Annotated in this window: 20 protein-coding genes and 5 tRNA genes; 4 read left to right on the forward strand and 21 right to left on the reverse strand. The window is 50.4% G+C overall.

The window, feature by feature from the left end; translation table 11 throughout:
• Positions 1-165 precede the first annotated feature (165 nt).
• The 3 genes from ppa to ACFQ1C_RS00235 all read left to right on the forward strand — a co-directional run bounded on the left by ppa (position 166) and on the right by ACFQ1C_RS00235 (position 2445).
• On the forward strand, positions 166-696 hold the full coding sequence (gene ppa / locus ACFQ1C_RS00225; protein WP_379556521.1) for an inorganic diphosphatase: 531 nt from the start codon (positions 166-168) through the stop codon (positions 694-696).
• Between the two features lie 158 nt (positions 697-854).
• On the forward strand, positions 855-1400 hold the full coding sequence (locus ACFQ1C_RS00230; RefSeq protein WP_379556522.1) for a YtfJ family protein: 546 nt from the start codon (positions 855-857) through the stop codon (positions 1398-1400).
• A 229-nt stretch (positions 1401-1629) separates the two neighbouring features.
• Complete coding sequence (locus ACFQ1C_RS00235) at positions 1630-2445, forward strand: TIGR03899 family protein (RefSeq protein ID WP_379556523.1); 816 nt, start codon at positions 1630-1632, stop codon at positions 2443-2445.
• Between the two features lie 208 nt (positions 2446-2653).
• On the opposite strand, the gene cysG is transcribed toward ACFQ1C_RS00235, so the two are convergent.
• The 19 genes from cysG to ACFQ1C_RS00330 all read right to left on the reverse strand — a co-directional run bounded on the left by cysG (position 2654) and on the right by ACFQ1C_RS00330 (position 23376).
• Positions 2654-4066 carry a siroheme synthase CysG gene (cysG, locus tag ACFQ1C_RS00240; RefSeq protein WP_379556524.1) on the reverse strand — a complete coding sequence of 471 codons (1413 nt, stop codon included), beginning with the start codon at positions 4064-4066 and terminating at the stop codon, positions 2654-2656.
• A gap of 266 nt (positions 4067-4332) precedes the next feature.
• The gene (locus tag ACFQ1C_RS00245) at positions 4333-4734 is read right to left on the reverse strand and encodes a CBS domain-containing protein (protein ID WP_379556525.1); all 402 of its coding nucleotides are present in this window, start codon (positions 4732-4734) and stop codon (positions 4333-4335) included.
• Between the two features lie 27 nt (positions 4735-4761).
• Positions 4762-5532, reverse strand: a complete 771-nt coding sequence (locus ACFQ1C_RS00250; protein ID WP_379556526.1) for a phosphoadenylyl-sulfate reductase — start codon at positions 5530-5532, stop codon at positions 4762-4764.
• Positions 5519-7213, reverse strand: coding sequence for an assimilatory sulfite reductase (NADPH) hemoprotein subunit (cysI, locus tag ACFQ1C_RS00255; protein ID WP_379556527.1), 1695 nt, complete (start codon positions 7211-7213; stop codon positions 5519-5521). The genes ACFQ1C_RS00250 and cysI overlap by 14 nt, the downstream gene beginning before the upstream one ends.
• The gene (locus ACFQ1C_RS00260) at positions 7213-9015 is read right to left on the reverse strand and encodes an assimilatory sulfite reductase (NADPH) flavoprotein subunit (RefSeq protein WP_379556528.1); all 1803 of its coding nucleotides are present in this window, start codon (positions 9013-9015) and stop codon (positions 7213-7215) included. Before ACFQ1C_RS00260 ends, cysI begins: the two co-directional genes overlap by 1 nt.
• A gap of 375 nt (positions 9016-9390) precedes the next feature.
• On the reverse strand, positions 9391-13590 hold the full coding sequence (rpoC, locus tag ACFQ1C_RS00265; RefSeq protein ID WP_379556529.1) for a DNA-directed RNA polymerase subunit beta': 4200 nt from the start codon (positions 13588-13590) through the stop codon (positions 9391-9393).
• 84 nt (positions 13591-13674) lie between these two features.
• Positions 13675-17703, reverse strand: coding sequence for a DNA-directed RNA polymerase subunit beta (rpoB, locus tag ACFQ1C_RS00270; RefSeq protein WP_379556530.1), 4029 nt, complete (start codon positions 17701-17703; stop codon positions 13675-13677).
• 222 nt (positions 17704-17925) lie between these two features.
• A complete protein-coding gene (gene rplL, locus ACFQ1C_RS00275) occupies positions 17926-18288 on the reverse strand; it encodes a 50S ribosomal protein L7/L12 (RefSeq protein ID WP_379556531.1) in 363 nt (120 codons plus the stop codon).
• A 54-nt stretch (positions 18289-18342) separates the two neighbouring features.
• On the reverse strand, positions 18343-18849 hold the full coding sequence (rplJ, locus tag ACFQ1C_RS00280) for a 50S ribosomal protein L10 (protein WP_379556532.1): 507 nt from the start codon (positions 18847-18849) through the stop codon (positions 18343-18345).
• Between the two features lie 243 nt (positions 18850-19092).
• Positions 19093-19788 carry a 50S ribosomal protein L1 gene (gene rplA, locus ACFQ1C_RS00285; protein WP_379556533.1) on the reverse strand — a complete coding sequence of 232 codons (696 nt, stop codon included), beginning with the start codon at positions 19786-19788 and terminating at the stop codon, positions 19093-19095.
• Between the two features lie 4 nt (positions 19789-19792).
• The gene (rplK, locus tag ACFQ1C_RS00290) at positions 19793-20221 is read right to left on the reverse strand and encodes a 50S ribosomal protein L11 (protein WP_379556534.1); all 429 of its coding nucleotides are present in this window, start codon (positions 20219-20221) and stop codon (positions 19793-19795) included.
• 139 nt (positions 20222-20360) lie between these two features.
• Positions 20361-20909, reverse strand: coding sequence for a transcription termination/antitermination protein NusG (gene nusG, locus ACFQ1C_RS00295; protein WP_449290054.1), 549 nt, complete (start codon positions 20907-20909; stop codon positions 20361-20363).
• A 9-nt stretch (positions 20910-20918) separates the two neighbouring features.
• Positions 20919-21290 carry a preprotein translocase subunit SecE gene (secE, locus tag ACFQ1C_RS00300; RefSeq protein WP_379556535.1) on the reverse strand — a complete coding sequence of 124 codons (372 nt, stop codon included), beginning with the start codon at positions 21288-21290 and terminating at the stop codon, positions 20919-20921.
• A 67-nt stretch (positions 21291-21357) separates the two neighbouring features.
• Positions 21358-21434, reverse strand: a tRNA-Trp gene (locus ACFQ1C_RS00305).
• 53 nt (positions 21435-21487) lie between these two features.
• Positions 21488-22672 (reverse strand): elongation factor Tu, encoded by a 1185-nt coding sequence (tuf, locus tag ACFQ1C_RS00310; RefSeq protein WP_379556536.1) that lies wholly within the window; start codon positions 22670-22672, stop codon positions 21488-21490.
• A 270-nt stretch (positions 22673-22942) separates the two neighbouring features.
• Positions 22943-23018, reverse strand: a tRNA-Thr gene (locus ACFQ1C_RS00315).
• Positions 23019-23053: 35 nt separating this feature from the next.
• Positions 23054-23128, reverse strand: a tRNA-Gly gene (locus ACFQ1C_RS00320).
• 78 nt (positions 23129-23206) lie between these two features.
• Positions 23207-23291, reverse strand: a tRNA-Tyr gene (locus ACFQ1C_RS00325).
• A gap of 9 nt (positions 23292-23300) precedes the next feature.
• A tRNA-Thr gene (locus tag ACFQ1C_RS00330) sits at positions 23301-23376 on the reverse strand.
• Between the two features lie 238 nt (positions 23377-23614).
• Between ACFQ1C_RS00330 and coaA the strand changes: the two genes are divergently transcribed.
• The gene (gene coaA / locus ACFQ1C_RS00335; protein WP_379556537.1) at positions 23615-24556 is read left to right on the forward strand and encodes a type I pantothenate kinase; all 942 of its coding nucleotides are present in this window, start codon (positions 23615-23617) and stop codon (positions 24554-24556) included.
• Between the two features lie 69 nt (positions 24557-24625).
• On the opposite strand, the gene birA is transcribed toward coaA, so the two are convergent.
• Together birA and murB are read right to left on the reverse strand one after the other, a co-directional pair.
• Complete coding sequence (gene birA / locus ACFQ1C_RS00340) at positions 24626-25651, reverse strand: bifunctional biotin--[acetyl-CoA-carboxylase] ligase/biotin operon repressor BirA (protein ID WP_379556538.1); 1026 nt, start codon at positions 25649-25651, stop codon at positions 24626-24628.
• On the reverse strand, positions 25639-26673 hold the full coding sequence (gene murB / locus ACFQ1C_RS00345; RefSeq protein ID WP_379556539.1) for a UDP-N-acetylmuramate dehydrogenase: 1035 nt from the start codon (positions 26671-26673) through the stop codon (positions 25639-25641). The genes birA and murB overlap by 13 nt, the downstream gene beginning before the upstream one ends.
• Positions 26674-26713: the final 40 nt, after the last annotated feature.

Raw genomic sequence — 26713 nt, forward strand, 5'->3', positions numbered from 1 at the left:
CCACCACTTTGGGCACTTGTATGGCGATCTCTACGACAGTAGTTATAATATCCCCCTGTTTAGGGTCCACAAACCCTAGTTACCCATTTGTATAACAGATGCCGCCCAGTAAGAGTGGTAAACTCAGTTATCCATTTCGTTACACACACCATTAAAGGAAGCGTCATGAGCCTGAAACAGGTACCTGCTGGTAAAAGCCTGCCCGAAGATATTTATGTAGTGATCGAAATTCCACAAAATGCCGATCCTATTAAATACGAAGTAGATAAAGACACAGGCGCGCTGTTTGTCGACCGCTTCATGTCTACCCCTATGTTTTACCCTTGCAACTACGGCTACGTGAACAACACGCTGTCGTTGGATGGTGACCCGGTAGATGTGTTGGTGCACACTCCTTATCCGCTAGAAGCCGGTTCTGTGATCCGTTGTCGCCCAGTGGGCGTGCTGAACATGACCGACGAATCTGGTGTAGATGCGAAGATTGTTGCGGTACCGCACAGCAAGCTAAGCAAAGAATATGAGCACATTCAGGACATCAGCGATGTATCTGAGTTGCTGAAAGCGCAGATCCAGCACTTCTTCGAGCACTATAAAGAATTAGAAGTGGGCAAGTGGGTGAAGTTGGACGGCTGGGGTGACAAAGCCGCCGCCGAAGCCGAAATCCTGAGCTCTGCCGAACGTTTTAATAAAGGCTAAGCGATTAAGCTTACGCTGCGTTTAAAAAAGCCCCCTATTAACTGGGGGCTTTTTTATGGCGCTAAAACACAGCTGCACGCTGCAAGGCGTTAATTATTGACAATTTATTAACATCACTTAGGCTAATTGAGTTACCGAGTAGCTCAAGGAGTCATTTGATGGTGATGAGAATGGGAATTTTGTTAGTCTGTCTACCCTTTATGGCCTCGGCTCATAATCTAATGTTACAACAGGCACCACCTGCGGTAGCGGTCACTAATTTGGGGGAGCTGTCTCTTGCTAACGATACCTTAAGCGCCCGTAACTGGCAGCTAAGTGATGGCTTAGGCAAGGTGCGGTTAGTGCAGCATATTGCCGGGCGCAGTAGCGCCAAAGAACTAAATGCCCCGTTAATAGAAGCGATTAAAGCCGGCAAACTCCCTCGTAACCACTATCAGACCGTGACCATTATTAATGTGAACGATGCCTTATTTGGCACTTCGAGCTTTGTGCGCAGCAGTGCGCAAAGCAGTAAACGGGAATTTCCTTGGTCATCCATAGTAGTAGACAATAAAGGAGTAGTAGCACGAGACTGGCAGTTAACAGCCAAAAGCTCGGCTATTATTCTGCTGAATAAGGAAGGAATGATACTGTTTGCCAAGGAAGGGGCGTTAACCAGAGAGCAAGTAAAAGACGTGATGACGCTGATACAATCGGCGTTATAAATTTAAAAAAATATCAGATTTATCAAATTCTTAAGCTTTTATACCGCTTATTCTATGATGGCGATAATGGTTGCTAAAATACCCAAGCTAGAGAGATAACCCACCAATAACAGCACCCTGGCCATGCTGGCTTTACGTTTAATATTTGGTTGCATGTACATGCACTGCTCCGTATAAAGTCTCGAACCTAATTTTAACATTAAAACAACATGGTTAACAATAGCAACCAATGAAGTTAAAAAACGCAACACTTGATAAGAAAATTAGAAACCGCAAGGCCCTTTTGCTACAGCTAGCCGAGCAAAGGGGCATTGCTGGTTTACTGCATGGTGATGCTAAAATCAGCTTTGGCGAGCGCTTTAGCGTCAGGCATCAGTTAGATCAGGCCGCACGGCAAAAAAATCTAGAAACGATTATCGAGCTCGCCAGTCAACAAGGCGGTGATGAGGTAGGTAACGAACCGGATCCTGACTGGCTTAGCCACTATCTAGAATTAGCAGAAAATATTCGCCATCCTGCCATGCAACAGTTTTGGGCAAATATTCTGTCACAAGAAGTGCTTAACCCCGGGCATTGCTCCATTCAGGCATTAAGCGGCCTGCGTTATATGACGCAAAAAGACGCACTATTGCTGCAAAAAGCCAGTGCACTAGGGTGCCATTTTGGTGATGATAATTTGCGTTTATTGTTTGGCTACCAATATAAGACCTTGCTACAAGGCCTGCGCCAGCAGCGCTTAAACTTAGGCCGCTATCGCCTACCCTATGCCGGCTTACTACAGCTGTTTGAGCTAGGACTATTACATCAATCGGAATTAGAGTCGGGAGAGTTATCGCTAACGGCTCCATTAACGGTGGAACTAAATACCCACGCCATGACGCTACAGCCTCAAAGAAAAGGCATTCGTTTGCTGTATTACCGTTTTACCACTATTGGTAATGAACTTGCGGGGCTGATCACCGAAAGCACTCCTGCAGATTACCGCCACGACCTACAAGATCTACTAGCACCACTGGGGCAATTGAGCCAAAAAAACCAGCTTTAAGCTGTCAGCCGTAAGCGCTCAGTTACTGATAACACTCAATCATCAGGCAAAAAATACCGGAACGAGCCCAGCATAAAGGTGGTTTACAATAGGTTTCTATCTTAGCTTTTTCTTACAGCTTAAAGCTTACCGCTGACAGCTTTCCATTAAGTTTAATCTTGGCCCTAATTTTTCTTTTAGCTGGGCGCTTGGTGCTCGGCGCTATGGTTTAAGCGTATTGCTCCTGAGCTTGTGCCTGCTCTGTCGCTTGCACATTGGCTGGAGTGTTAAACCAGGCCAATGAGTCGGCCAGTGCGGCGACTTCACCGATCACCATCAATGAGGGACTGACCACTTGCTCAGCCAGTACGCCAAGCTCGTTTAGTGTGCCTCTTACTACCCGCTGCTGCGGTGTGGTGCCGCGCTCAATGAGCGCAATGGGCGTGCTGGCCGCTAGACCATGCTCGATAAGGCGCTGTTGAATATGTGCCGAGCGCATCAAGCCCATGTAAATCACCAAGGTCTGGCGGCTTTGTGCCAACGACGCCCAATTGGGCTCTTTGCCATCTTGTTTGCTGTGTCCGGTAATAAACACCGCACTTTGTGCATGATCACGGTGCGTTAGCGGAATACCGGCATAGGCGGTCGCACCTGCAGCCGCAGTAATACCCGGTACGACCTGATAGCGAATGCCGGCCGCTTTTAGCGTTTCTAGCTCTTCAGCACCACGACCGAACATAAATGGGTCTCCACCTTTGAGACGTACCACCCGCTTGCCCGTTTGCGCGTACTCTACTAATAGCTCATTAATTTCGCCTTGTGGAACACTGTGATGACCGGCTTTTTTACCCACCGAAACCAACTCAGCCTCAGGTCGGATCAGCGCCAGTATTTCTGGTGAGACTAACTGGTCAAATAACACCACATCGGCCTTTTGTAATTCATTTAAGGCTTTAATAGTTAACAAGTCTGGGTCACCAGGGCCTGCGCCCACCAAAATCACTTCGCCGGTTTGAGGCGTTTGAATCTCCTGCTGCAGCCATAGCTCGGCGGCGGCAAGATTCCCCTGTTTGAGAAAGGCATGCAGAGTCGTATCGTCTTGAGTTCTGGCCCAGAACCTGCGCCGAGCGTCACTACCGTTCAGTGAATGCTTCACTTTTTGCCGCAATTTACCCGCAACTTGGACAAGCGAGCCCCAATGTTTAGGTAGCAGAGCATCTAGCCGTGCACGTAATAAACGCGCCAACCACGGCGCATCACCGCCGGTACTAAAGGCCACTTGCAGCGGAAAACGCTCCACAATAGAGGGAAAGATCACCGCCGATCGCTTGCTGTCATCAGTCTTGTTGACCAATAAACCACGCAGGTTAGCCGCTTGATATACTTGGGCATTCACTTCGGTACTATCGGTGGCCGCAACCACTAAAAACTGTTTCTCCAGATAGTGCTCATTGAACACGTCATTTTGCCAAATAAACTGCGACTGCAAGGCATGCAACTCGGAGCAAAGTTCGGGGGAAACTACCGTTAAACAAGCACCGCGTGCCAGCAATACCCGCGCCTTGCGTGCAGCAACCAGCCCTCCCCCCACAACCAAGCAAGGGCGGTGTTTGATTTTAATAAATAGGGGTAGGTGTTCCATAGTCAATTCCATTCATACATTGAAGTAGAGAGACTATAAAGGATACGATGTAGACCTCAAAAGAATGAATAATGACTTTTTATTCCGAAAAGGAATAAGAGAAAGGCAGCGCCGAGCGCCTAGCTGAAAACCAACCCAACAGAGAAAGATACCGGAGCAAGTCTGGTATGACGACAGAGAGCAGAGGGTAGTTTTGTTCTTCTTTAGCTGGGCGCCGGACGCTTAGACCCGTCATGCCGGGCTCGACCCGGTATCGGCGCTGTATTTCAAGCGATAAACTGACGCAGTAGGTCTTTCCACGAGACCAGCCCTTCGAGCTTGCCCTGTTCGAGCACCGGCAAACAGCCGATGTTGCGTTCGAGCATAATGCGAGCGGCACTCTCTAAGGTAGCGGCACCGGTAATAGTCACCACGTTACGGCTCATGACTTGATGGACGCGCCGTTGCAGCGTGTCCCGATCTCGCTCCACTTCGGCATCCGTACCTAGATAAGGGCTGAGGGCGCGCGTCATATCTTCCTGGCTAATAATGCCGCATAACTGCTCTTGGCTATCCAGCACCAATAAATGACGGAATGCAGACTGAGTAAAAATATCTTGTACCAGTGCCAGTCGATCATCTTGATGAATAGTGGCTATGCGCCGCGTCATTATCTCTTGTACTCGCATGCACTCTCCTTATAAGGAGCCTACAGCTTAAATACCGCTACCGTCGGCTTCTTGCGATTCATGAAGGCCGCATTCGCGTTTCATACCAAAGAAACGAGTGTCGGCCTCAGACATACCGGGCTCCCACTTGGCGGTCGTTTGCACGTCGCCAACTGAAACGTAACCCAGCTCCCATAAGGGATGATACGGCAGTTCGAACTGCGTTAGGTAATAGTGCACGTCTTTGTTGCTCCAGTCGATAATCGGCAGGAACTTAAAACGTCCACCTTGCACACCCAGCACGTCTAATTTGTCTCGACTTTCAGACTGACTACGGCGTAACCCCGAAAACCAGGTGCCGGCGTCAAGCTCACGTAATGCGCGCTGCATCGGCTCAACTTTGTTGATTTGGTTATAGCGACTGATGCCCTCTGCGCCCTGCTCCCATAACTTGCCGTAACGCGCCTCTTGCCAAGCGGTAGAGCGGCTGGCTTGATACACCTTAAGATTGAGTCCAAGGCGCTCGGTTAATTCATCAATAAAACGATAGGTTTCAGGGAATAAATAGCCGGTATCGGTCAAAATTATTGGCGTATCGGCTTTCTCTTGAGTAACCAAATGCAGCATCACCGCGGCCTGAATACCAAAGCTGGATGACAGCACAGGAACACCCGGCAGGTGTTCCAATGCCCAGCGCACCCGCTCAGGCGCGCTCATGGCCGCTAGCTCTTGATTGAGCGGGGCCAAGGCCGCCGCTCGTTCAACAGCACTCAGGTTAGTCAGCTCAGATAAGCTAAGTAACACACTAGACTGCGGCATAAAAATCCCTCGCCGAGTCGATAACAGGGGCGATGATGCCAGCACGAATAACAAAGTCGCCGAAGCCTTCACCGCTGTTGCGCTCGAGAGACCAACGACCAATCAGCTCATCCAGCTCCGCCATAATTTGGCGGTCGGTGATGTTTTCTTTGTACATACGCGGAATACGCGTACCTTCGCGGTTGCCACCTAAGTGCAGGTTATAACGACCCGGCGCCTTACCCACTAAGCCCACTTCCGCCAACATGGCACGACCACAGCCGTTCGGGCAGCCGGTGACACGAAAGACAATGTTGTCATCACTAATATTGTGCTTGGCCAAGTAACCTTCTAACTCGGTCACGTACTCTGGCAACACCCGCTCAGACTCCGCCATGGCTAACGGGCAAGTAGGCAATGACACACAGGCCATTGAGCTCTTACGCTGCTCGGAGACTGAATCTTCAATTAAACCGTGCTCGCGAGCTAACTGCTCAATGCGCGCTTTCTCACTGGTCGGCACGCCGGCAATGATCAGATTTTGGTTGGCGGTTAAGCGAAAATCACCTTGGTGAATGTTAGCAATCTCACGCATACCTGTTTTCAGGGTTTTACCTGGGTAATCCAGAATACGGCCGTTTTCAATAAACAGCGTTAAGTGTTGCTTACCGTCGATACCTTCTACCCAACCAAAGCGATCGCCACGGCTAGTAAATTCATAAGGACGAACCTCAGCAAACTCGATACCGGCACGCTTTTCTACTTCCGCCTTAAATACCTCTACGCCCACTCGCTCAAGGGTATATTTGGTCTTGGCGTTTTTACGCTCCACACGGTTACCCATGTCACGCTGAGTGGTCACTACCGCTTCGGCAATGGCAATAGTGTGCGACAGCGGGATAAAACCAAAGTCGGTAGCTTTGCGCGGGAAAGTCGCGGTGTCGCCGTGGGTCATGGCCAAGCCACCGCCCACTAATACGTTAAAGCCAACCAGTTTGCCAGCTTCGGCGATGGCCACGAAGCTTAAGTCGTTGGCGTGCAAGTCCACATCGTTATGCGGTGGGATCACTACCGCAGTTTTAAACTTACGCGGCAAATAAGTGGCACCCAAAATGGGCTCTTCATCGGGCGTATCTAAACGCTCACCATCCAACCAAATTTCTAAGTAAGCACGGGTCTTCGGCAACAAGTGCTCGGAGATCTGCTTCGCCCACTCATAGGCTTCTTGATGCAGCTCTGATTCAACCGGGTTACTGGTGCACAACACGTTACGGTTTACGTCACCTGCAGTGGCAATGGAGTCGATACCGGTGCTGTTCAGGGTTTGGTGCATGTGCTTGATATCGCGCTTTAACACCCCGTGAAACTGGAAGGTTTGACGGGTAGTCAGGCGAATACTGCCATAGATGCTGCTTTCTTCCGCGAACTTGTCGATCACCAGCCACTGCTGAGGTTGGATGATGCCGCCGGGTAAGCGAGCGCGCAGCATAACGTTATGCAAAGGCTCCAGCTTTTGGGCGGTACGTTCGTTACGAATATCGCGGTCATCTTGCTGATACATGCCATGCACGCGGATCAGCTGGAAGTTATCGCCGTTAAAACCACCGGTGAGGTCGTCGCTTAAGTCTTGCTCTATGGTGCCGCGCAGAAAGTTACTTTCGCCCTTCATGCGTTCGTTATCGGACAGCTTTTGTTCGCTCATTAGTATACATCCCTCTGGTAACGCTTGGCTGCGCGCAGCGCATCTACATATTCGGTCGCTTGATCGGTAGTCTTGTTGCCGTGCTCGGCCACTATGTCAATCAGGGCATCGTGCACGTCTTTGGCCATCTTGTTGGCATCGCCACACACGTAGAAGTGCGCGCCTTGCTCTAACCAAGCGTAAACCTCACCACCTTGCTCACGCAGCTTATGCTGCACATAGATTTTTTCTTGCTGGTCGCGACTAAAGGCCAAAGAAATCTTGTTCAATAAACCCGACTTCACATAACGCTGCCATTCCAATTGGTATAAGAAGTCTTGGGTAAAGTGCGGGTTACCGAAGAACAACCAGTTTTTACCGCCGGCAGAGCGGGCATCACGCTCTTGTAAGAAGGCGCGAAACGGCGCTATGCCAGTACCCGGCCCGACCATGATCACCGGCGTGTCATCATTGGCCGGCAGGCGGAAGTTATCGTTATGCTCGATGAAAACGCGTACTTGGGTGCCTTCTTCTAATCGATCAGCCAAGTAAGCAGAAGCACCGCCATTGCGGGCTTCACCGTCTTGAACAAAACGTACTACACCTACGGTCAGGTGCACTTCGTCTTCTACTTCAGCTTGCGATGAGGCAATGGAGTACAAACGCGGTGTCAGGCGGCGCAAGCTGGCTTGCAACTGTTCGGCAGTCAACTTGCCTTGCTGTTCACGGGCAATGTCTAAAATTTGGTGATTGGCGCAGTATTCACGCAGTGCCGCCTTATCATCGACTAAAGATCGCAGCTTGGCCGCATCGGTTAGCTCTGCATAAGACTGCACGAAGCTGGCATAGCCTTGGGTGAGCTCATAGTGATGAATCAAGGCTTCACGAATAGTGATGCTCTGCTCATTCACAATCACTTCACTGGCAGCGTCTACGCCGGTTTGTGCTAACAGCGCATCTACTATCTGCTCGTCATTACTAAACCATACCCCTAAGGCGTCGCCTGGCTGGTAAGTCAGATCTGAGCCATCCAGTGAAATCTCGAAGTGGTGAACATCGCGGTCCGAATCACGACCGGTAATAGCTTGATTGGTTAATAGCTCGGCGGAAAACGGATGCTTCTTGTTATAAAGGCTAGTGATCCCCTGTGTTAGCGGGACAACCGGTGCCACTTCATTAGCGGCTTCAGATTTTAGCGCATCTTTAACCAGCGCGACCACAGCTTCGCTCCAGCTCTCGCATACCTCGTCGTAATCTACGTCGGCGTCTAAACGACTCAGCAGCGACTTAGCACCGGCCTTGCTTAAGTATTCGTCGAAGTCTTTACCGGTCTGGCAATAGAATTCATAAGAAGAGTCACCCAACCCAATCACGCCATAGTTAACACCGTCCAGCTTACCGGCCTTGCCGGCTTTTAGCTGCTTATGGAACTCAAGGGCATCATCTGGGGCTTCGCCTTCACCATTGGTGCTGGCGACAAACAGTACATGGGTTTCTTTTTTGAGTTGCTTGACCTTGTAGTCAGCGGCATTGAACAGCGCCACGGCCACGCCATTGGCGGTGGCTTTGGCCTGTAATTCTTGTGCGACGCCTTTGGCATTACCGGTTTGTGAGGCATAAATAATGGTCAATTTGCCCGCAGGCTGGGCGTTCGCTAACGGAGCCGGAGCGGCAATACCCGCCGGCTGCTGACTGATGCCGTAAAAATAACCGCTTACCCACGCCAGCTGAGTCGCGCTTAACTCGGCTGCCACCTGAGTTAGTTTATGGACTTGTTGTTCGTTCAGCGGGCTGGCAGACGCCGCGAGTTCTTTTAACAGCATGACATTCACTTCCACTTTTCCAGATGCATGTAGCTTAAACGAGGTTGAGCGCAACAAGAAAGAATAAAAGATGATTTTTTATACTTTAAAAGAATAAGGGCAAATAACGCCGTACGTTTCCCGCCTTACGCTTTACGTTAAAGAAAAATACAGCCCCTTGTTTGGCTTTTTCTGACAGCTGCATTTAAATTGTTCCGCCTGCGGCGAAATGCGAGAGCAAGCGTTCGCCTACAAAAACAAGACCGACGAAAGACGGTGTTTGTTTTTAACGCTCGGCGTAAAGCGTATAGCGTAAGGCATTGAATAGCAGGCAAAAAAAAGGCCCCCTTGCGGGAGCCTTTGTTAATCAGCGAGTCGAGATACGTTACTTGTTACTTATTTTGTAGCGTTCAACAGGTTAGCTAGGTTCTGCTCGACTTCGTCTGCCGATACAGCTACTTGCTGATCTGGGTTACGCTTGGCGTTGCGCGCCTGATGGTAGGCAAAGCCAGTACCTGCTGGTACCAGACGACCTACAATCACGTTTTCTTTCAGACCGCGCAAGTTGTCTACCTTGCCGGAAACAGCTGCTTCGGTCAGTACTCGAGTGGTTTCCTGGAAGGACGCCGCCGAGATGAAAGATTCGGTGCTCAAAGAAGCTTTAGTAATACCCATCAGTACATGACGGTAAGCAACGGTCTGCTTGCCGGCCGCTTCCAACGCACGGTTGGCCTGACGAATACGTACTACTTCTGCTTGCTCACCAGTAATGAAGTCAGAATCACCTGAGTTCATAATTTCGGCGCGACGCAGCATCTGACGAACAATTGTCTCAATATGCTTGTCGTTGATCTTAACGCCCTGCAAGCGGTAAACCTCTTGCACTTCGTTCACGATATAGTTGGCTACGGGGCTAATGCCACGTAAACGCAGGATGTCGTGTGCGGATTCTGGACCATCGGCCAAGACTTCGCCTTTTTCAACCTTCTCACCTTCAAACACGTTGAGGTGACGCCATTTGTGGATCATCTCTTCAAAGGCATCGCCACCATCTAACGGCGTAATCACCAAGCGGCGCTTGCCTTTGGTTTCTTTACCGAAGGAAATGGTGCCCGAAATTTCCGCCAATATGGCCGGCTCTTTCGGCAGACGCGCTTCAAACAAGTCAGCAACGCGTGGTAGACCACCGGTGATGTCTTTAGTACCACTGGATTCCTGCGGAATACGTGCTACTGCATCACCCACGTTTACCACTGCACCATCTTCTAGGCTCACAATCGCACGGCCAGGCAAGAAGTACAGGGCAGACAAGTCGGTACCCGGAATGATCACATCGCTACCGTGGTCGTCAATCAACTTAACGGTAGGACGTAAGTCTTTACCGGATGCAGGACGCTCATTCACGTCCATGATCACGATGCTAGACAGACCGGTCAGCTCATCGGTTTGACGACTAATGGTTACACCATCAATCATATCGATGAACTTAATGTGGCCCGCTACTTCGGTCACGATCGGGTGCGTGTGCGGGTCCCACGTTGCCACTATCTGGCCAACTTGAACCTGCTCACCATCCGCTTTGTCCAACAAAGCACCGTAAGGCAGTTTGTGGTTTTCGCGAGTTTGACCCATTTCATCAAGAATGGTCAGCTCAGACGAACGCGACACGATAACGGTCTTGCCATCGGCATTAGTAACAAACTTGGCGTTTTGCAGTTTTAACAGACCGGCGTTTTTCACCTGAATGCTGTTTTCTGCTGCCGCTCGTGATGCCGCACCACCGATGTGGAAGGTACGCATGGTTAGCTGGGTACCCGGCTCACCGATAGACTGAGCAGCAATAACGCCGACTGCTTCGCCTTGGTTTACCAAGTGACCACGGGCTAAGTCACGACCGTAACAATGTGCACATACACCATGGTCGTTATCACAAGAGATAACGGAACGTACCTTAATACGGTCAACCGAGCTCTCTTCTAACTCGTCACACCACTTCTCATCGAGTAGAGTGTTACGGGCTACCAAGATTTCAGCGTCGGTACCGGGGCGGATCACGTCTTCGGCCACTACTCGGCCCAATACGCGCTCACGCAACGGCTCAACTACGTCACCGCCTTCAATCAAGGAGCTGATCCACAGACCATCGAAGGTGCCACAGTCATCAGAGGTGATCACCAAATCTTGAGCAACGTCTACTAAACGACGAGTCAGATAACCGGAGTTTGCAGTTTTAAGTGCCGTATCCGCCAGACCCTTACGTGCACCGTGGGTGGAGTTAAAGTACTGAAGTACGTTCAAGCCTTCACGGAAGTTCGCGATGATTGGCGTTTCGATGATGGAACCATCTGGTTTCGCCATCAAGCCACGCATACCCGCCAACTGACGGATCTGAGCGGCACTACCACGAGCACCAGAGTCGGCCATCATAAAGATGCTGTTGAACGAATCTTGTAGAACTTCATTGCCGTCACGGTCGATTACCTTGTCTTTAGACAGGTTTTCCATCATCGCTTTAGACACGCGTTCGTTGGCGCTGGCCCAAATATCGATAACTTTGTTGTAACGCTCACCGGCGGTAACCAAACCAGACTGGAACTGCTCCTGAATTTCAGAAACTTCTGCTTCGGCATCGGCAATGATGTCTTTCTTGGCATCTGGGATAACCAAGTCGTTAATACCAACCGACACGCCAGACAGAGTGGCGTACTGGAAACCGGTATACATCAGTTGGTCAGCAAAGATTACCGAATCTTTCAGGCCCAAACGACGGTAACAGCCGTTCAGCAGCTTAGAAATCTGCTTCTTGCCCATCGCCTGATCGATCATGCTAAAAGGCAAGCCTTTAGGCACAATCAAGCTCAGAATGGCACGACCGATAGTGGTATCACGGATAGCCGTGGTTTTCACTTCACTACCATCTTCCATACGCTCAAAGTCGGTGATACGAATTTTTACTTTCGCATGCAGTTCAGCGTGACCGGCACGGTAAACTTTTTCCGCTTCTTTGGCGCTGGTCAGCAACATGCCTTCGCCTTTGGCGTTGACCTTGTCGCGAGTCATGTAATACAGACCCAATACTACGTCCTGAGACGGCACGATAATCGGCTCGCCGTTAGCAGGCGATAGTATGTTGTTGGTCGACATCATCAGCGCACGCGCTTCAAGCTGTGCCTCAATGGTCAGCGGTAAGTGGACCGCCATTTGGTCACCGTCGAAGTCGGCGTTATAGGCCGCACACACTAATGGGTGCAACTGAATCGCTTTACCTTCGATCAACACCGGCTCAAATGCCTGAATACCCAAACGGTGCAAAGTAGGTGCACGGTTTAGTAACACTGGGTGTTCGCGGATCACGTCGTCTAGGATATCCCAAACTACGGCTTCTTCGCGCTCAACCATTTTCTTGGCAGCTTTGATAGTCGTGGCTAAACCACGAGCTTCTAACTTGCCATAGATGAACGGCTTGAACAGCTCCAGCGCCATTTTCTTTGGCAGACCACACTGGTGCAAACGCAAAGTCGGGCCAACTACGATTACCGAACGACCGGAGTAGTCAACACGCTTACCGAGCAAGTTCTGACGGAAACGACCCTGCTTACCCTTGATCATGTCAGCCAAGGATTTCAGTGGGCGTTTGTTAGAACCGGTGATAGCACGACCGCGTCGGCCGTTATCAAGCAACGCATCCACAGATTCCTGTAGCATACGCTTTTCGTTACGCACGATAATATCGGGCGCAGCTAAGTCCAACAGACGCTTCAAACGGTTGTTACGGTTGATCACTCGACGATACAAATCGTTCAAGTCAGAGGTCGCAAAACGACCGCCATCCAGCGGTACCAATGGACGTAAATCCGGTGGTAACACAGGTAATACCGTTAATACCATCCACTCGGGCTTATTGCCTGAGCCAAAGAAGGCTTCCATTAGCTTGAAGCGCTTGGTAATTTTCTTGCGCTTGGTTTCAGAGTTGGTTTGACCCAGCTCTTCACGCATTACTTCAATTTCGCTTTCGAGATCGATGGCGCGCAGCAAAGACAGTACCGCTTCGGCACCCATCTTGGCGTCAAACTCATCGCCCCACTCTTCTAGCGCATCCAGATACTGTTCTTCAGACAGCATTTGACCACGCTCTAGGCTAGTCATGCCCGCCTCGATAACCACGAAGGATTCGAAGTACAGCACGCGCTCGATGTCACGCAGCGTCATGTCCAGCAACAAACCGATACGGCTTGGCAGAGACTTCAAAAACCAGATGTGGGCAACCGGACTGGCCAGTTCAATATGGCCCATGCGCTCACGGCGCACTTTGGTCTGGGTAACTTCAACGCCGCACTTTTCGCAGATTACACCACGGTGCTTAAGGCGTTTGTACTTACCACACAGACACTCATAGTCCTTGACCGGACCAAAAATCCGGGCGCAGAAAAGACCGTCACGCTCCGGCTTGAAGGTACGGTAGTTAATGGTCTCAGGCTTTTTGACTTCGCCAAAAGACCAAGAGCGGATCATGTCTGGGGATGCCAGACCAATTTTAATCCCGTCAAACTCTTCTGTCTTATTCTGCGCTTTCAAAAACTTAAGTAAGTCTTTCACGTTAGTCTCCTGTGAGGAGTTCTACCTAGGCGCCCGCCTTCCAAAGGAAAAGGGGCGCCGTTATTTCTCGGGCAGTCTGTCGCCTTAGCTTTCGTCCAGCTCGATGTTGATACCGAGAGAGCGAATTTCTTTCAACAGTACGTTGAAAGACTCGGGCATGCCCGGCTCCATACGGTGATCACCATCGACGATGTTTTTATACATCTTGGTACGACCGTTAACGTCATCCGACTTGACCGTCAACATTTCTTGCAAGGTATAGGCGGCACCGTATGCTTCTAGTGCCCACACTTCCATCTCACCGAAACGCTGACCACCAAACTGAGCTTTACCACCCAGCGGCTGTTGCGTTACCAGACTGTAAGAACCAGTAGAACGGGCGTGCATCTTGTCGTCCACTAAGTGGTTCAACTTCAGCATATACATATAGCCCACGGTTACCGGACGCTCAAAGCTGTTACCCGTACGACCGTCGAACAGCGTAACCTGACCAGACTCTGGCAGATCCGCAAGCTTCAGCAGACGCTTGATTTCGTGCTCATCAGCACCATCAAACGCAGGCGTCGCCATTGGCACACCATGGCGCAAGTTATTGGCCAAAGTGCGTACTTCGGTATCGCTGAAGGTAGACAAGTCTACTTTCTGACGAATACCATCACCCGAGTCGTAAACTTCTTGGATGAACTCTCGCAGACGAGCCAGCTCTTGCTGCTCTTTGATCATGCGATCGATTTTCTCGCCAAGCCCCTTGGCCGCGAGGCCGAGGTGCGTTTCGAGGATCTGACCGATGTTCATCCGCGACGGTACACCCAGTGGGTTCAATACCATATCTACCGGTACGCCATGCTCATCGTGCGGCATGTCTTCTACAGGTACTATAGTAGAGATTACACCTTTGTTACCGTGACGACCTGCCATCTTATCACCAGGCTGAATTTGACGTTTAACAGCCAAATACACCTTAACGATTTTCAGCACGCCAGGAGCTAAGTCATCACCTTGGGTGATCTTACGACGCTTATTCTCAAACTTCTTATCGAAGTCTGCTTTCAGCTCGGCCTGTTGCTCGGCTAATTGCTCAAGCTCGATTTGCTTAGCTTCGTCGTCAATCGCCTGTTCCAGCAACTGGTTACGGGCAATCTTAGACACTTGCTCAGCAGACATACCGGACGCTACTAGCACGTTACGAGCACGGGCGTAAACGCCGTCTTCGAGGATGCTGAACTCTTCGGTCAAGTCTTTCTTGGCCTGCTTAAGCTGCATGTGCTCAATGTCTTGGGCACGCTTATCTTTTTCTACGCCATCACGGGTAAAGACTTGTACGTCGATGACAGTACCAAACACTGAATTAGGTACGCGCAGCGACGAGTCTTTCACGTCTGACGCTTTTTCGCCGAAGATGGCTCGCAGTAGCTTCTCTTCTGGCGTCAGCTGGCTTTCACCCTTAGGGGTTACTTTACCAACTAAGATATCGCCGGGACGCATTTCTGCACCCACGTACACGATACCGGACTCATCGAGCTTGCTCAGCGCCGATTCACCCACGTTAGGGATGTCAGCGGTGATTTCTTCAGGACCCAACTTAGTATCACGAGAGATACAAGTTAGTTCCTGAATGTGAATGGTGGTCAGGCGATCGTGCTCTACCAAACGCTCATTCAACAAGATGGAGTCTTCAAAGTTGTAACCGTTCCATGGCATAAAGGCCACGCGCAGGTTCTGACCCAGAGCCAATTCGCCCAAGTCAGTTGAAGGACCATCGGCCAATACGTCACCGCCCAGTACCCGCTCACCCGGCATCACACAAGGACGCTGGTTGATACAGGTGTTCTGGTTAGAACGGGTGTACTTGGTCAGGTTATAGATGTCGATACCGGCTTCGCCAGGCGTCATCTCTTCTTCATTAACCTTTACCACGATACGTGAGGAATCGGCGTAATCGACGATACCGCCACGCTTGGCAACCACGGTTACACCGGAGTCAACCGCAACAGCACGCTCAATACCAGTACCTACTAACGGCTTATCGGCACGTAGGGTTGGCACAGCTTGACGTTGCATGTTCGAACCCATCAAGGCTCGGTTAGCATCATCGTGCTCAAGGAACGGGATCAGAGAGGCCGCAACAGAAACTACCTGCTGTGGACTCACGTCCATGTACTGCACCTGATCGGCGTTCATATAGGTGGCTTCACCTTTATGACGCGACGGTACTAGTTCATCGATCAGACGGTCGTTTTCATCGGAGGCGGCGTTAGCCTGAGCGATCACGAAGTGACCTTCCTCGATGGCAGACAAATAATCCACTTCATCGGTGATCTGGCAGTCGATCACTTTACGATACGGGGTCTCAAGGAAACCGTATTCGTTAGTGCGCGAGTAGCAAGCCAAGGAGTTGATCAGGCCGATATTCGGGCCTTCTGGCGTTTCGATAGGACACAAACGACCGTAGTGGGTGGTGTGTACATCTCGAACTTCAAAGCCAGCACGTTCACGGGTCAAACCACCTGGGCCTAATGCAGAAATACGACGCTTGTGCGTGACTTCTGAAAGCGGGTTGTTTTGGTCCATAAACTGGGACAGCTGGCTTGAACCAAAGAACTCTTTCACCGCCGCCGAAATTGGCTTGGCGTTGATCAAATCCTGTGGCATCAGGGTATCTAGGTCGCCTAATGACAGACGCTCACGTACCGCACGCTCAACGCGAACCAAACCTACACGGAACTGGTTTTCTGCCATTTCGCCTACAGAGCGAATACGACGGTTACCTAAGTGGTCGATATCGTCCACTTCGTCATTACCGTTACGGATGTCGATTAAGCGCTTCATCACGTCAACGATATCTGACTTAGTCAGGGTACCAGGACCATCAATCTCATCACGGAATAGGCGACGGTTGAATTTCATCCGGCCCACAGTCGAGAGATCGTAACGGTCTTCCGAGAAGAATAAGTTCTCGAATAAGGTGTCAGCGGCTTCGCGGGTTGGTGGCTCGCCTGGACGCATCATGCGATACACTTCTACCAGCGCTTCTAAGCGGTTAGTAGACGAGTCAATACGCAAGGTGTCAGACATGTAAGCGCCGTGATCCAGTTCGTTAGTGAACAGGGTCTCAAACTGCTTAATGCCGGCCACAGACAAGTTAGCCAAAATTTCTAGGCTCAGCTCGCTGTTGGCGCCAATGACCAGCTCGCCGGTATCGGCGTTAACATAGTCTTTAGCAACCACTTTACCGACGGCATATTCCACCGGTACTTCAATTTTATTGATGCCAGCCTTTTCCAATTGACGGATATGGCGGGCAGTAATGCGGCGTCCTGTTTCTACCAGTACGGCACCATCAACTAAGATGTCAAACGAGGCAGTATCACCACGCAAGCGCTCAGGTTTGAGCTCCATCATTAGTTTGCCGTCTGTTACTTCGAACTTAGTCGTATCGAAGAACATTTCCAGAATTTCTTCTGTGGTGTATTCAAGCGCACGTAACATAATAGACGCGGGTAGCTTGCGACGACGGTCGATACGAACAAACAAGTTGTCTTTCGCATCAAACTCAAAATCGAGCCAGGAACCACGGTAAGGGATCACGCGTGCGTTATACAAAACCTTACCCGAAGAGTGGGTTTTGCCACGGTCGTGATCGAAAAACACACCCGGGCTGCGATGCAGCTGGGAGACAATTACTCGCTCGGTACCGTTGATAACGAAAGTACCGTTTACAGTCATGAGCGGGATTTCGCCCATGTAGACTTCTTGCTCTTTAATGTCTTTTACAGTACCGGGTGCCGCTTCTCTGTCGTACAGGACCATGCGTAACTTAACGCGCAATGGCGCCGAATAAGTAACACCACGGATTTGACATTCCTGAACGTCAAAGACCGGCTCACCCAGCCGGAAACTAACATATTGCAATTCAGCATTGCCAGAATAGCTGGCGATGGGGAAGACGCTACGAAAAGCCGCTTCCAATCCATGTTCGCCCTGCGGATCTGCTTCAATAAACTGTTTGAAGGAATCAAGCTGGATTGATAGCAGGTAAGGCGTGTCCAAGACCTGGGCACGTTTACCGAAGTCCTTACGAATGCGCTTTTTCTCTGTGTAAGAGTAAACCATAGGGTTCCTCAGCTCGCTGATAAGTGACCCATCTGTCCAAACGGGACAGCTCTAAATAACATCGTTTTTTCGATACGGACGTCTCGACAACATCCGATGGCTGGTATTACCGAGAGGCACAAACGATGTGAAAAATCCTCTCATCTCACAGCGCAAAAGGGCCGGTGAATAAGATTCACCAGCCCTAGCCTGATTACTCAGGCCGCTAAGCTAAAGTTTAGCTTATTTGAGCTCAACAGAAGCACCAGCTCCTTCGAGTTCAGTCTTAAGAGCGTCGGCTTCGCCTTTGCTCAATGCTTCTTTAACGGCGCAAGGAGCGGCTTCAACCAAACCTTTGGCTTCTTTCAGGCCAAGACCGGTAGCAGCACGTACAGCTTTGATTACAGATACTTTGTTCGGGCCAACTGCAGTCAACATAACGTCGAATTCAGTCTGCTCTTCAACTACAGCAGCTTCGCCAGCAGAGGCAACAGCAGCAGCGGCAGAAACACCGAACTTTTCTTCCATTGCTTCGATCAGTTCAACAACTTGCATTACAGACATTTCTGCAACGGCTTCAATGATTTGGTCTTTAGTAAGAGACATGACTCAAATTCCTAATGTTCTGAAGTGTTTGGTTATTAAGCGGCAAGCCACAGCTTATGCTGCTTCTGCTTCTTGCTTTTGATCGCGCAAGGCTGCGATAGTACGTACCAGCTTGCCAGCAGAGGCTTCTTTCATAGTAGCCATTAACTGTGCAATTGCTTCGTCGTAAGTCGGCAGTTTTGCGAGACGGTCAATATCAGCTGCGGGGATAAATGCACCCTCGTATGCCAGACCTTTGACCTCGAATGCGCTTTGCTCTTTGGCAAAATCTTTAAACAAACGAGCAGCAGCGCCCGGATGTTCGTTAGAAAACGCAATCAGGGTAGGACCAACAAATACCTCATTGAGGCATTCATAGCTGGTCTCTTTCACGGCGATGCGAGCTAATGTGTTACGGACTACCTTAAGGTAGACACCGTTTTCACGAGCTTGCTTACGCAGTGTGGTCATAGCAGCTACGGTAACGCCACGTGCATCGGCAACTACCGCAGACAGGGCGCCCTTGGCAACTTCGTTGACTTCAGCAACAATTGCCTTTTTGTCTTCGAGTCTTAATGCCATTGGCTAAACTCCTGGATCCACCTGGGATAAAACCCAGATTATACATACGCCTCTAATTTATATCAGAGACACCAAGGTGGCAGATCCCAGAAGAAAGGAATGCTTTCTAACTGAGCCCCGGCACCATCTACGCTGGCACATTAAGACGATAACGTCTCCAGCGGTCTTGGACGGGAGTCGAAGCCCCCAACCAAATACAAGGCGCAAAATGCTACGCGAGTTTTCGCGCCTTGTAAACGCCTATTAAATTTCTAGGCTAGCTTGATCAATCGCAACACCGGCACCCATAGTGGTAGACAGCGTTACTTTCTTGATAAAGATACCTTTAGAAGATGAAGGCTTAGCACGCTTCAGTGCCACCAACAGTGCTTCCAAGTTGCCTTTTAAGCTTGCAGCATCAAAGTCTTTCTTACCAATAGTGGTATGAATGATGCCGTTTTTGTCGTTGCGATAGCGTACCTGACCGGCTTTAGCATTTTTAACTGCTTCAGCAACGTTAGGCGTAACAGTACCGACTTTAGGGTTAGGCATCAGACCGCGTGGGCCCAAGATTTGGCCCAACTGACCTACAACGCGCATTGCATCTGGAGAAGCAATAACTACGTCAAAGTTCATTTCGCCTTTCTTGACCAGCTCAGCCAGGTCTTCCATACCAACTAGCTCGGCACCGGCTTCTTTAGCGGCTTCGGCATTGGCACCCTGAGTGAACACAGCAACGCGCACGTCACGACCAGTACCGTTTGGCAGCACAGTTGCGCCACGTACGTTCTGATCAGATTTACGTGCATCGATGCCCAAGTTTACGGCAACGTCGATACTTTCTACGAATTTAGCAGTAGCCAGCTCTTGTAGCAGGGCAACGGCTTCGTTGATTTCGTAGTCTTTAGTTGAGTCTACGCGGTCACGGATAACCTGCATGCGCTTAGTTAGTTTAGCCATCGTATTAACCCTCCACTGCCAGGCCCATAGACCGAGCAGTACCTGCGATTGAACGAACGCGGGCATCAACATCGGCACCGGTCATGTCTTTTTGCTTAATTTCAGCAATCTCTTCTAACTGAGCGCGGTTAACAGTACCCACTTTCTCAGAGTTAGGCTTGCCTGAGCCTGACTTAACGCCAGCCGCTTTAAGCAACAAGAAGGCCGCAGGCGGAGTCTTGGTCTCAAAGGTGAAAGAACGGTCGCTGTAGACGGTAATGATTACCGGAATTGGCGAGCCTTTCTCTAGGCTTTCTGTACGAGCGTTAAACGCCTTACAGAATTCCATAATATTAACGCCGTGCTGACCCAGAGCTGGACCAACCGGAGGACTTGGATTTGCTGCACCGGCTGCAACTTGCAGCTTGATGTAGGCTTGGACTTTCTTAGCCATTGAGATTACCTCGTTATTGGGTGATAACGCCGCAGAGTTAGACGCATAGTCGAACTCTAGATCGGCTCCCCTGAATTAAAAGGGCGGCAAATTATAGAGTTATTTGCCGCCCCTCGCAAGTTTTATGAGCAAACTTTAATCAGGATTTTTCTACCTGACCAAACTCCAGCTCTACCGGAGTAGAACGACCAAAGATAAGCACAGAGACTTTCACTCGGCTCTTCTCATAGTCCACAGACTCAACCACACCGTTAAAGTCCGCAAACGGACCCTCGGACACGCGCACTTCTTCGCCCGGCTCGAACAGTGTTTTTGGTTTTGGCTTATCAATCGCATCTTGTAGGCGATTAAGAATGGCATCCGCCTCTTTATCGGAAATAGGGGCCGGACGCTCAGGCGTACCACCGATAAAGCCCATCACGCGAGGAATACTACGAACCAAGTGCCAGCTGGCATCGTTCATCAGCATTTGCACCAGCACGTAGCCTGGGAAGAACTTGCGCTCGCTTTTACGCTTTTGACCCGCGCGCATTTCAACCACTTCTTCGGTAGGTACTAGTACTTCGCCAAACTGGTCTTCCATGCCCTGCATCTTGATATATTCAACCAAGGTTTTGGACACGCGACCTTCATATCCGGAAAAAGCCTGGACCACATACCAACGCATTCTTTGTTCTGGTTCTGACATGGTGAATCCTTATACTCCGGTAACCAGATTGACCAGCCATACCAGCAAGCCATCCAGCAAAAACAGAAACAAGCCAACCAAAGCGGTTACGGCCAATACAATCAACGTAGTCTGAATTGCTTCTTGGCGGTTAGGCCACACAACTTTACGCATTTCCAGACGAGATTCTTTAGCAAAGGCGAGACTGCTCTTTCCCTTGCTAGTTTGATAGGCCAACAACGCCGCCACACCCAGTGCCACCACTACGGCAGCAGCACGAATAGCCACCGGTAGCTCACTATAAAAAGAGTTAGCGACCACAGACGCTATCAAAATAAGGAACACTACCCCCCACAGCAGGGTATCTTTAGACCCGCTCTGGCTCTCAATATTTGCACTCATAAGGCTACCCGTTTAAAAAAACTTGAGTCTATCACAGACGCGAAAACCCCGCTGCTGGCGAGGTAAATGGCAGGGGCGGAGGGACTCGAACCCCCAACCGTCGGTTTTGGAGACCGCCGTTCTACCAATTGGAACTACGCCCCTATACACAAGAAAGTTTGTATTATAGGGGCTTTTTAGCATGATTGTAAGCGCAATTACTCGATGATTTTAGCAACTACACCGGCACCTACGGTGCGCCCCCCTTCACGAATCGCAAAGCGCAGTCCCTCTTCCATGGCAATGGGCGCAATTAAATTAACCACCATGTGGATGTTGTCGCCTGGCATCACCATCTCTATTCCCTCGGCCAGCTCAACTACGCCGGTAACGTCCGTGGTACGAAAGTAAAATTGTGGTCGATACCCCCGAAAGAAAGGCGTGTGGCGCCCACCCTCTTCTTTCGACAAAATATACACTTCAGACTCAAAACCGGTATGGGGATGAATAGAACCTGGCTTAGCCAACACTTGGCCGCGCTCTACGTCTTCCCGCTTGGTGCCACGCAGCAAGACTCCCACGTTTTCACCGGCTCGCCCCTCTTCTAACAACTTGCGAAACATTTCTACCCCAGTGCAAGTGCTTTTAACCGTGTCTTTGATGCCGACAATCTCAATTTCTTCGCCCACTTTAACGATGCCGCGCTCTATCCGCCCCGTCACCACTGTACCTCGGCCCTGAATTGAGAATACATCTTCAATGGGCAATAAAAAGGCACCGTCAATGGCCCGTTTCGGCTCAGGTATATAAGAGTCGAGTGCATCAGCCAACTCTAAAATTTTGGGTTCCCATTCTGGGTCACCTGCCAACCCTTTAAGCGCAGAGCCTTGGATCACCGGCGTGTCATCACCGGGAAAGTCATATTCAGACAGCAGCTCACGAATTTCCATTTCCACTAGTTCAAGCAGCTCTTCATCGTCTACTAAGTCGCATTTATTCATGAAGACCACTATATAGGGCACGCCAACCTGACGGGCTAATAGTATATGTTCGCGCGTTTGCGGCATCGGCCCGTCGGTGGCTGCCACCACCAAAATGGCACCATCCATTTGCGCGGCACCGGTGATCATGTTTTTTACGTAATCGGCGTGACCTGGGCAGTCCACATGGGCGTAGTGACGCGCCTCGGTGTCATACTCAACATGAGAAGCGGCAATGGTAATGCCACGGGCCTTTTCTTCGGGGGCGTTATCAATTTGTGCATATCCGCGCGCGCTGCCACCCATTTTTTTAGCTAGCACAGTAGTAATAGCCGCCGTCAGCGTGGTTTTACCATGATCAACATGGCCGATGGTGCCCACATTAACGTGGGGCTTATTACGCTCAAACTTTTCTTTAGACATGCCTTTCCCTCACACCGAGTAAGTGGTAGCAATACCACAAGAGCACATGTGAAAAGTATAGACACACACCACGCTTTACGCCGTACGCTGTATGTCATACGTCAAAGACAAACACTAGCCCAACGAACATAAGGCATAAGGCATAAGGCATAAGGCATAAGGCATAAGGCATAAGGCATGAAATGATAAGATCAGAGATTTAAACCGAAAGATTCAGTTTATATTAAGATGAGTAGTTTGGAGGCTAGTACAAGAGAAGTAATTAAGAAGTGGTGCTGATACCCGGATTCGAACTGGGGACCTCACCCTTACCAAGGGTGCGCTCTACCAACTGAGCTATATCAGCACTATCAACAATTATCACAATCAACCATCAATAATTGGAGCGGGCAGCGGGAATCGAACCCGCATCATCAGCTTGGAAGGCTGAGGTAATAGCCATTATACGATGCCCGCTAAACGCTGTGTTTAATACTATAGCGCTTAGCTAAAGTACTAAACTAAGTACCGTTAAGTCAACGCTACTTGAAATGATGGTGGAGGAGGCTGGATTCGAACCAGCGAAGGCTGAGCCGTCAGATTTACAGTCTGATCCCTTTAGCCACTCGGGAACTCCTCCACGTTGTTATGGTGCCGGCACCAAGAGTCGAACTCGGGACCTACTGATTACAAGTCAGTTGCTCTACCAACTGAGCTATGCCGGCACTAGAACGAGGCGAATTCTAGGCTAAGGGCACGACCCTAGCAATACCTTTTCCCTAAGTTTTTACTTTAGTTGGTTCAAGTGCACAATAAATAATCAAAAAAGGCTATTTTTACTACTTTTTCGACAACAGAAATATCCGACGATGGTAGATGCCAATCTTTTTTTGTTCACAATACGCGCCTTGTTCATTTTTAAACCTTGGTGTATCGTCGCCAAGCGACCCATAGGACACCACCATGACGATAGACAACGACTCCCCCTATCTGGCCTTTTCTCGTGAAGCTTGGTCAGAATTGCGCGACACGGTTCACCAGCCGCTCAGCGAAGCAGAGCTTACTTGCCTGCGCGGTATCAACGATAAGGTATCACTGGCCGAGGTCCGAGATATCTATCTGCCCCTGTCTCGCTTACTCAACCTTTATATTAAAGCTAAGCAACGACGCAGTAAGGTGCTAGATCAGTTTCTACGTAAAGAGGCTCGCCATGTACCCTATATCATCAGCATTGCCGGTTCGGTCGCGGTAGGAAAAAGCACCACGGCCCGTATTTTGGAGGCCTTGCTGGCCCGTTGGCCGCAACATCCTAAAGTAGCACTGGTGACCACCGACGGCTTCCTCTACCCTAATGCGGTGCTAGAAGAGCGGGGCTTGATGCGTCGTAAGGGCTTTCCTCAATCCTATGATATTCGTCGGCTAGTACAGTTTGTTTCCGATATAAAATCCGGCAAGTCTAGGGTCACCGCCCCCCTGTATTCTCATCTGAGCTACGATGTGATACCAGACGAAGAGCAAGTGGTGGAGCAACCAGATATCGTCATTATCGAAGGCTTGAACGTACTGCAAAGCGGTATGGATTACCCTCACGAGCCTCATCGAGTATTTGTCTCGGATTTCGTGGATTTCTCTATTTTTGTCGATGCCGACGAACGTCTGCTCAAAACCTGGTATGTAGAGCGATTTCTTAAATTACGCTCCGGTGCCTTTACCGATCCCGACTCCTACTTCCATAGCTATGCACAGCTGAGCGAAGAAGAAGCGGTAGCCACCGCCAGCCGCATCTGGCAAGAAATTAACTACAAGAATCTAAAGCAAAACATCCTGCCCACCAAAGACCGAGCAGAGCTAGTACTCACCAAAGGCATGGCCCACGGCATAGAGCAGGTGTGGCTTAAAAAATAGCGGAAGACACAGCGATCAGCGCAAGATAACCCCAACAGCAAAAACCTGACAGGAGTCAGGGTTTTGGTCTTATCTTGAGCTGGGCGCCGGACGCTCGGTGCTTGGCGATGATTGATCGCCGCGCAGCGAGACTTCTCCGCCTAAGAAGCGCTTTATTTTGCCGTTTTCTAGTTCGAGTAACAGCGCCCCTTGGGAGTCGATGCCACGGGCGATGCCATGTATTTCCTGTTCGCCCATCAATACGCGCACCGGTTTACCATTAAAGTAATCGAGTCGGTTCCATTGCTCACTAAAAGCCGCTATTCCTTCTTGCTCGAAGAGTTCAAGACTGCGCTGCAATTGTTGACTAAGTGCCACAACCAGCCCATTGCGATCGTTAACAGCCCCTAACTCGGTGAGATCGGCCCAAGGTTGGTCGATACGTACTTGCTCACTTTGAGGCAATAACAGATTCAACCCCATACCAATGACCAGCTGGCAAGGACCACCGGCGGTGCTGGTCATTTCGACCAAAATACCCGCTAGCTTGCGGCCATTAAGGTATAAATCGTTGGGCCATTTTAATTCCACACCGGTAAAGCCTTGGGCTTCTAGCGCCTCAACGGCGGCAATGCCCACCACTAGGCTTAAACCCATCGCCGCCGCCATGCCCTGCTCTAATCGCCAATACATACTCATGATCAACTGGCCGCCAAAGGGAGAAATCCACGGCCGGCCACGCCGTCCGCGCCCCGCCGTTTGGCATTCAGCGACACAAATATCACCGTTATTGAGCTTGGCCAGCGAAGCCAACCAGTACTCATTAGTCGAGCCTATCACCGGTACCAGCTCGACTCGGTTAGGAGCGAGCTCTCGACTTAGCCGATGCTGATCCAGCAACTGCAGCGGTACCGCCAGTTTATATCCCTTACCACTAACGCTATACACTTCTAGCCCGAGGTTTTTTAGCGCCTGAATATGCTTGCTGACCGCCGCTCGACTCACAGCCAATTGCTCACCCAACTGCTCACCGGAATGAAACTGACCATCGGCCAGCAACATGAGCAGCGTTTGACGTAATGGAGAGAGCGGCGTTTGTGGGCTTAGCTCAGACATGCCAACGCCTCATCCAAATGGGTTTCGCCTTCACCGTTCATCATCCGCACTTCGGGCTCTAAGCGCACGCCAAACAGCTGCTCTACTCGCTCGCGAACTAGCGCTGCCAAACGCAGCACATCGTCGCTCGTGGCGCCGCCATGATTAACTAACACCAATGCCTGTTCTGTGTGCACGCCAGCACCGCCCACCCGCGCACCTTTGAGGCCCGCCTTGTCAATCAGCCAACCAGCCGCCAGTTTGCTGCGGCCCGGCGTAGTCGCAAACACCGGCAACGTCGGCCACGCCAATTTCAGCGCCTCAGCTTGCGCCGTCACCACAGTGGGATTTTTAAAGAAGCTACCCGCATTACCCAACACCGCAGGATCCGGTAATTTAGCCTGGCGGGTAGCACACACTCGGTCGCATACTTGCAGTGCTGTGGCCTGTTCGCCCAGTTCAGCTAAGGGGCCATAGCCCAACACTGGCTGCCACACTTTGGGCAAGCGCAGGGTGACACTTAATATCAGATGATGGCGTGCGCCCCGCTTAAAGACACTGTCGCGATAACCAAAGGCGCAGTCGGCCGCCGACCAAACATGCGTTTCACCACTGTGCCAATCGAAACTTTCCACCTGCTGGCAAAATTGCGCGAGCTCAACACCGTAAGCACCAATATTTTGTATGGGGGACGCCCCTACCGTACCGGGGATCAAAGCCAGATTTTCCAGCCCAGGCATGCCTTGTGCTAGGCTCCAGCAAACCAGTTGATGCCAGTTCTCTCCACCCTCCACTTTTAGCACCCACGCGTCTTCGGCCTCGGTCACTGTAATACCTTTCAGCCGATTGACTAGCACTAGCCCGGTAAATGGTGCGGTAAACAGCACATTAGAGCCTTCGCCCATAACCAGTAATGGCATACCCTGCGCGGCTTGCCATAAATGTGGGAGTTGTTCACGTTCGGTCAACAGCACCAGCTGTTCGGCGGTTTGCGTAAGGCCAAAGGTGTTATAAGGGGCGAGAGATGCCGAGGTAAACTGCATGATGAGGGTTCCTAAATAAATGCCCGAACAGTGTACCTTA

Origin of the sequence: Oceanisphaera ostreae, from assembly GCF_042676125.1 — a bacterium.
In the GTDB taxonomy this organism is placed as follows: Bacteria; Pseudomonadota; Gammaproteobacteria; order Enterobacterales; family Aeromonadaceae; genus Oceanimonas; species Oceanimonas ostreae.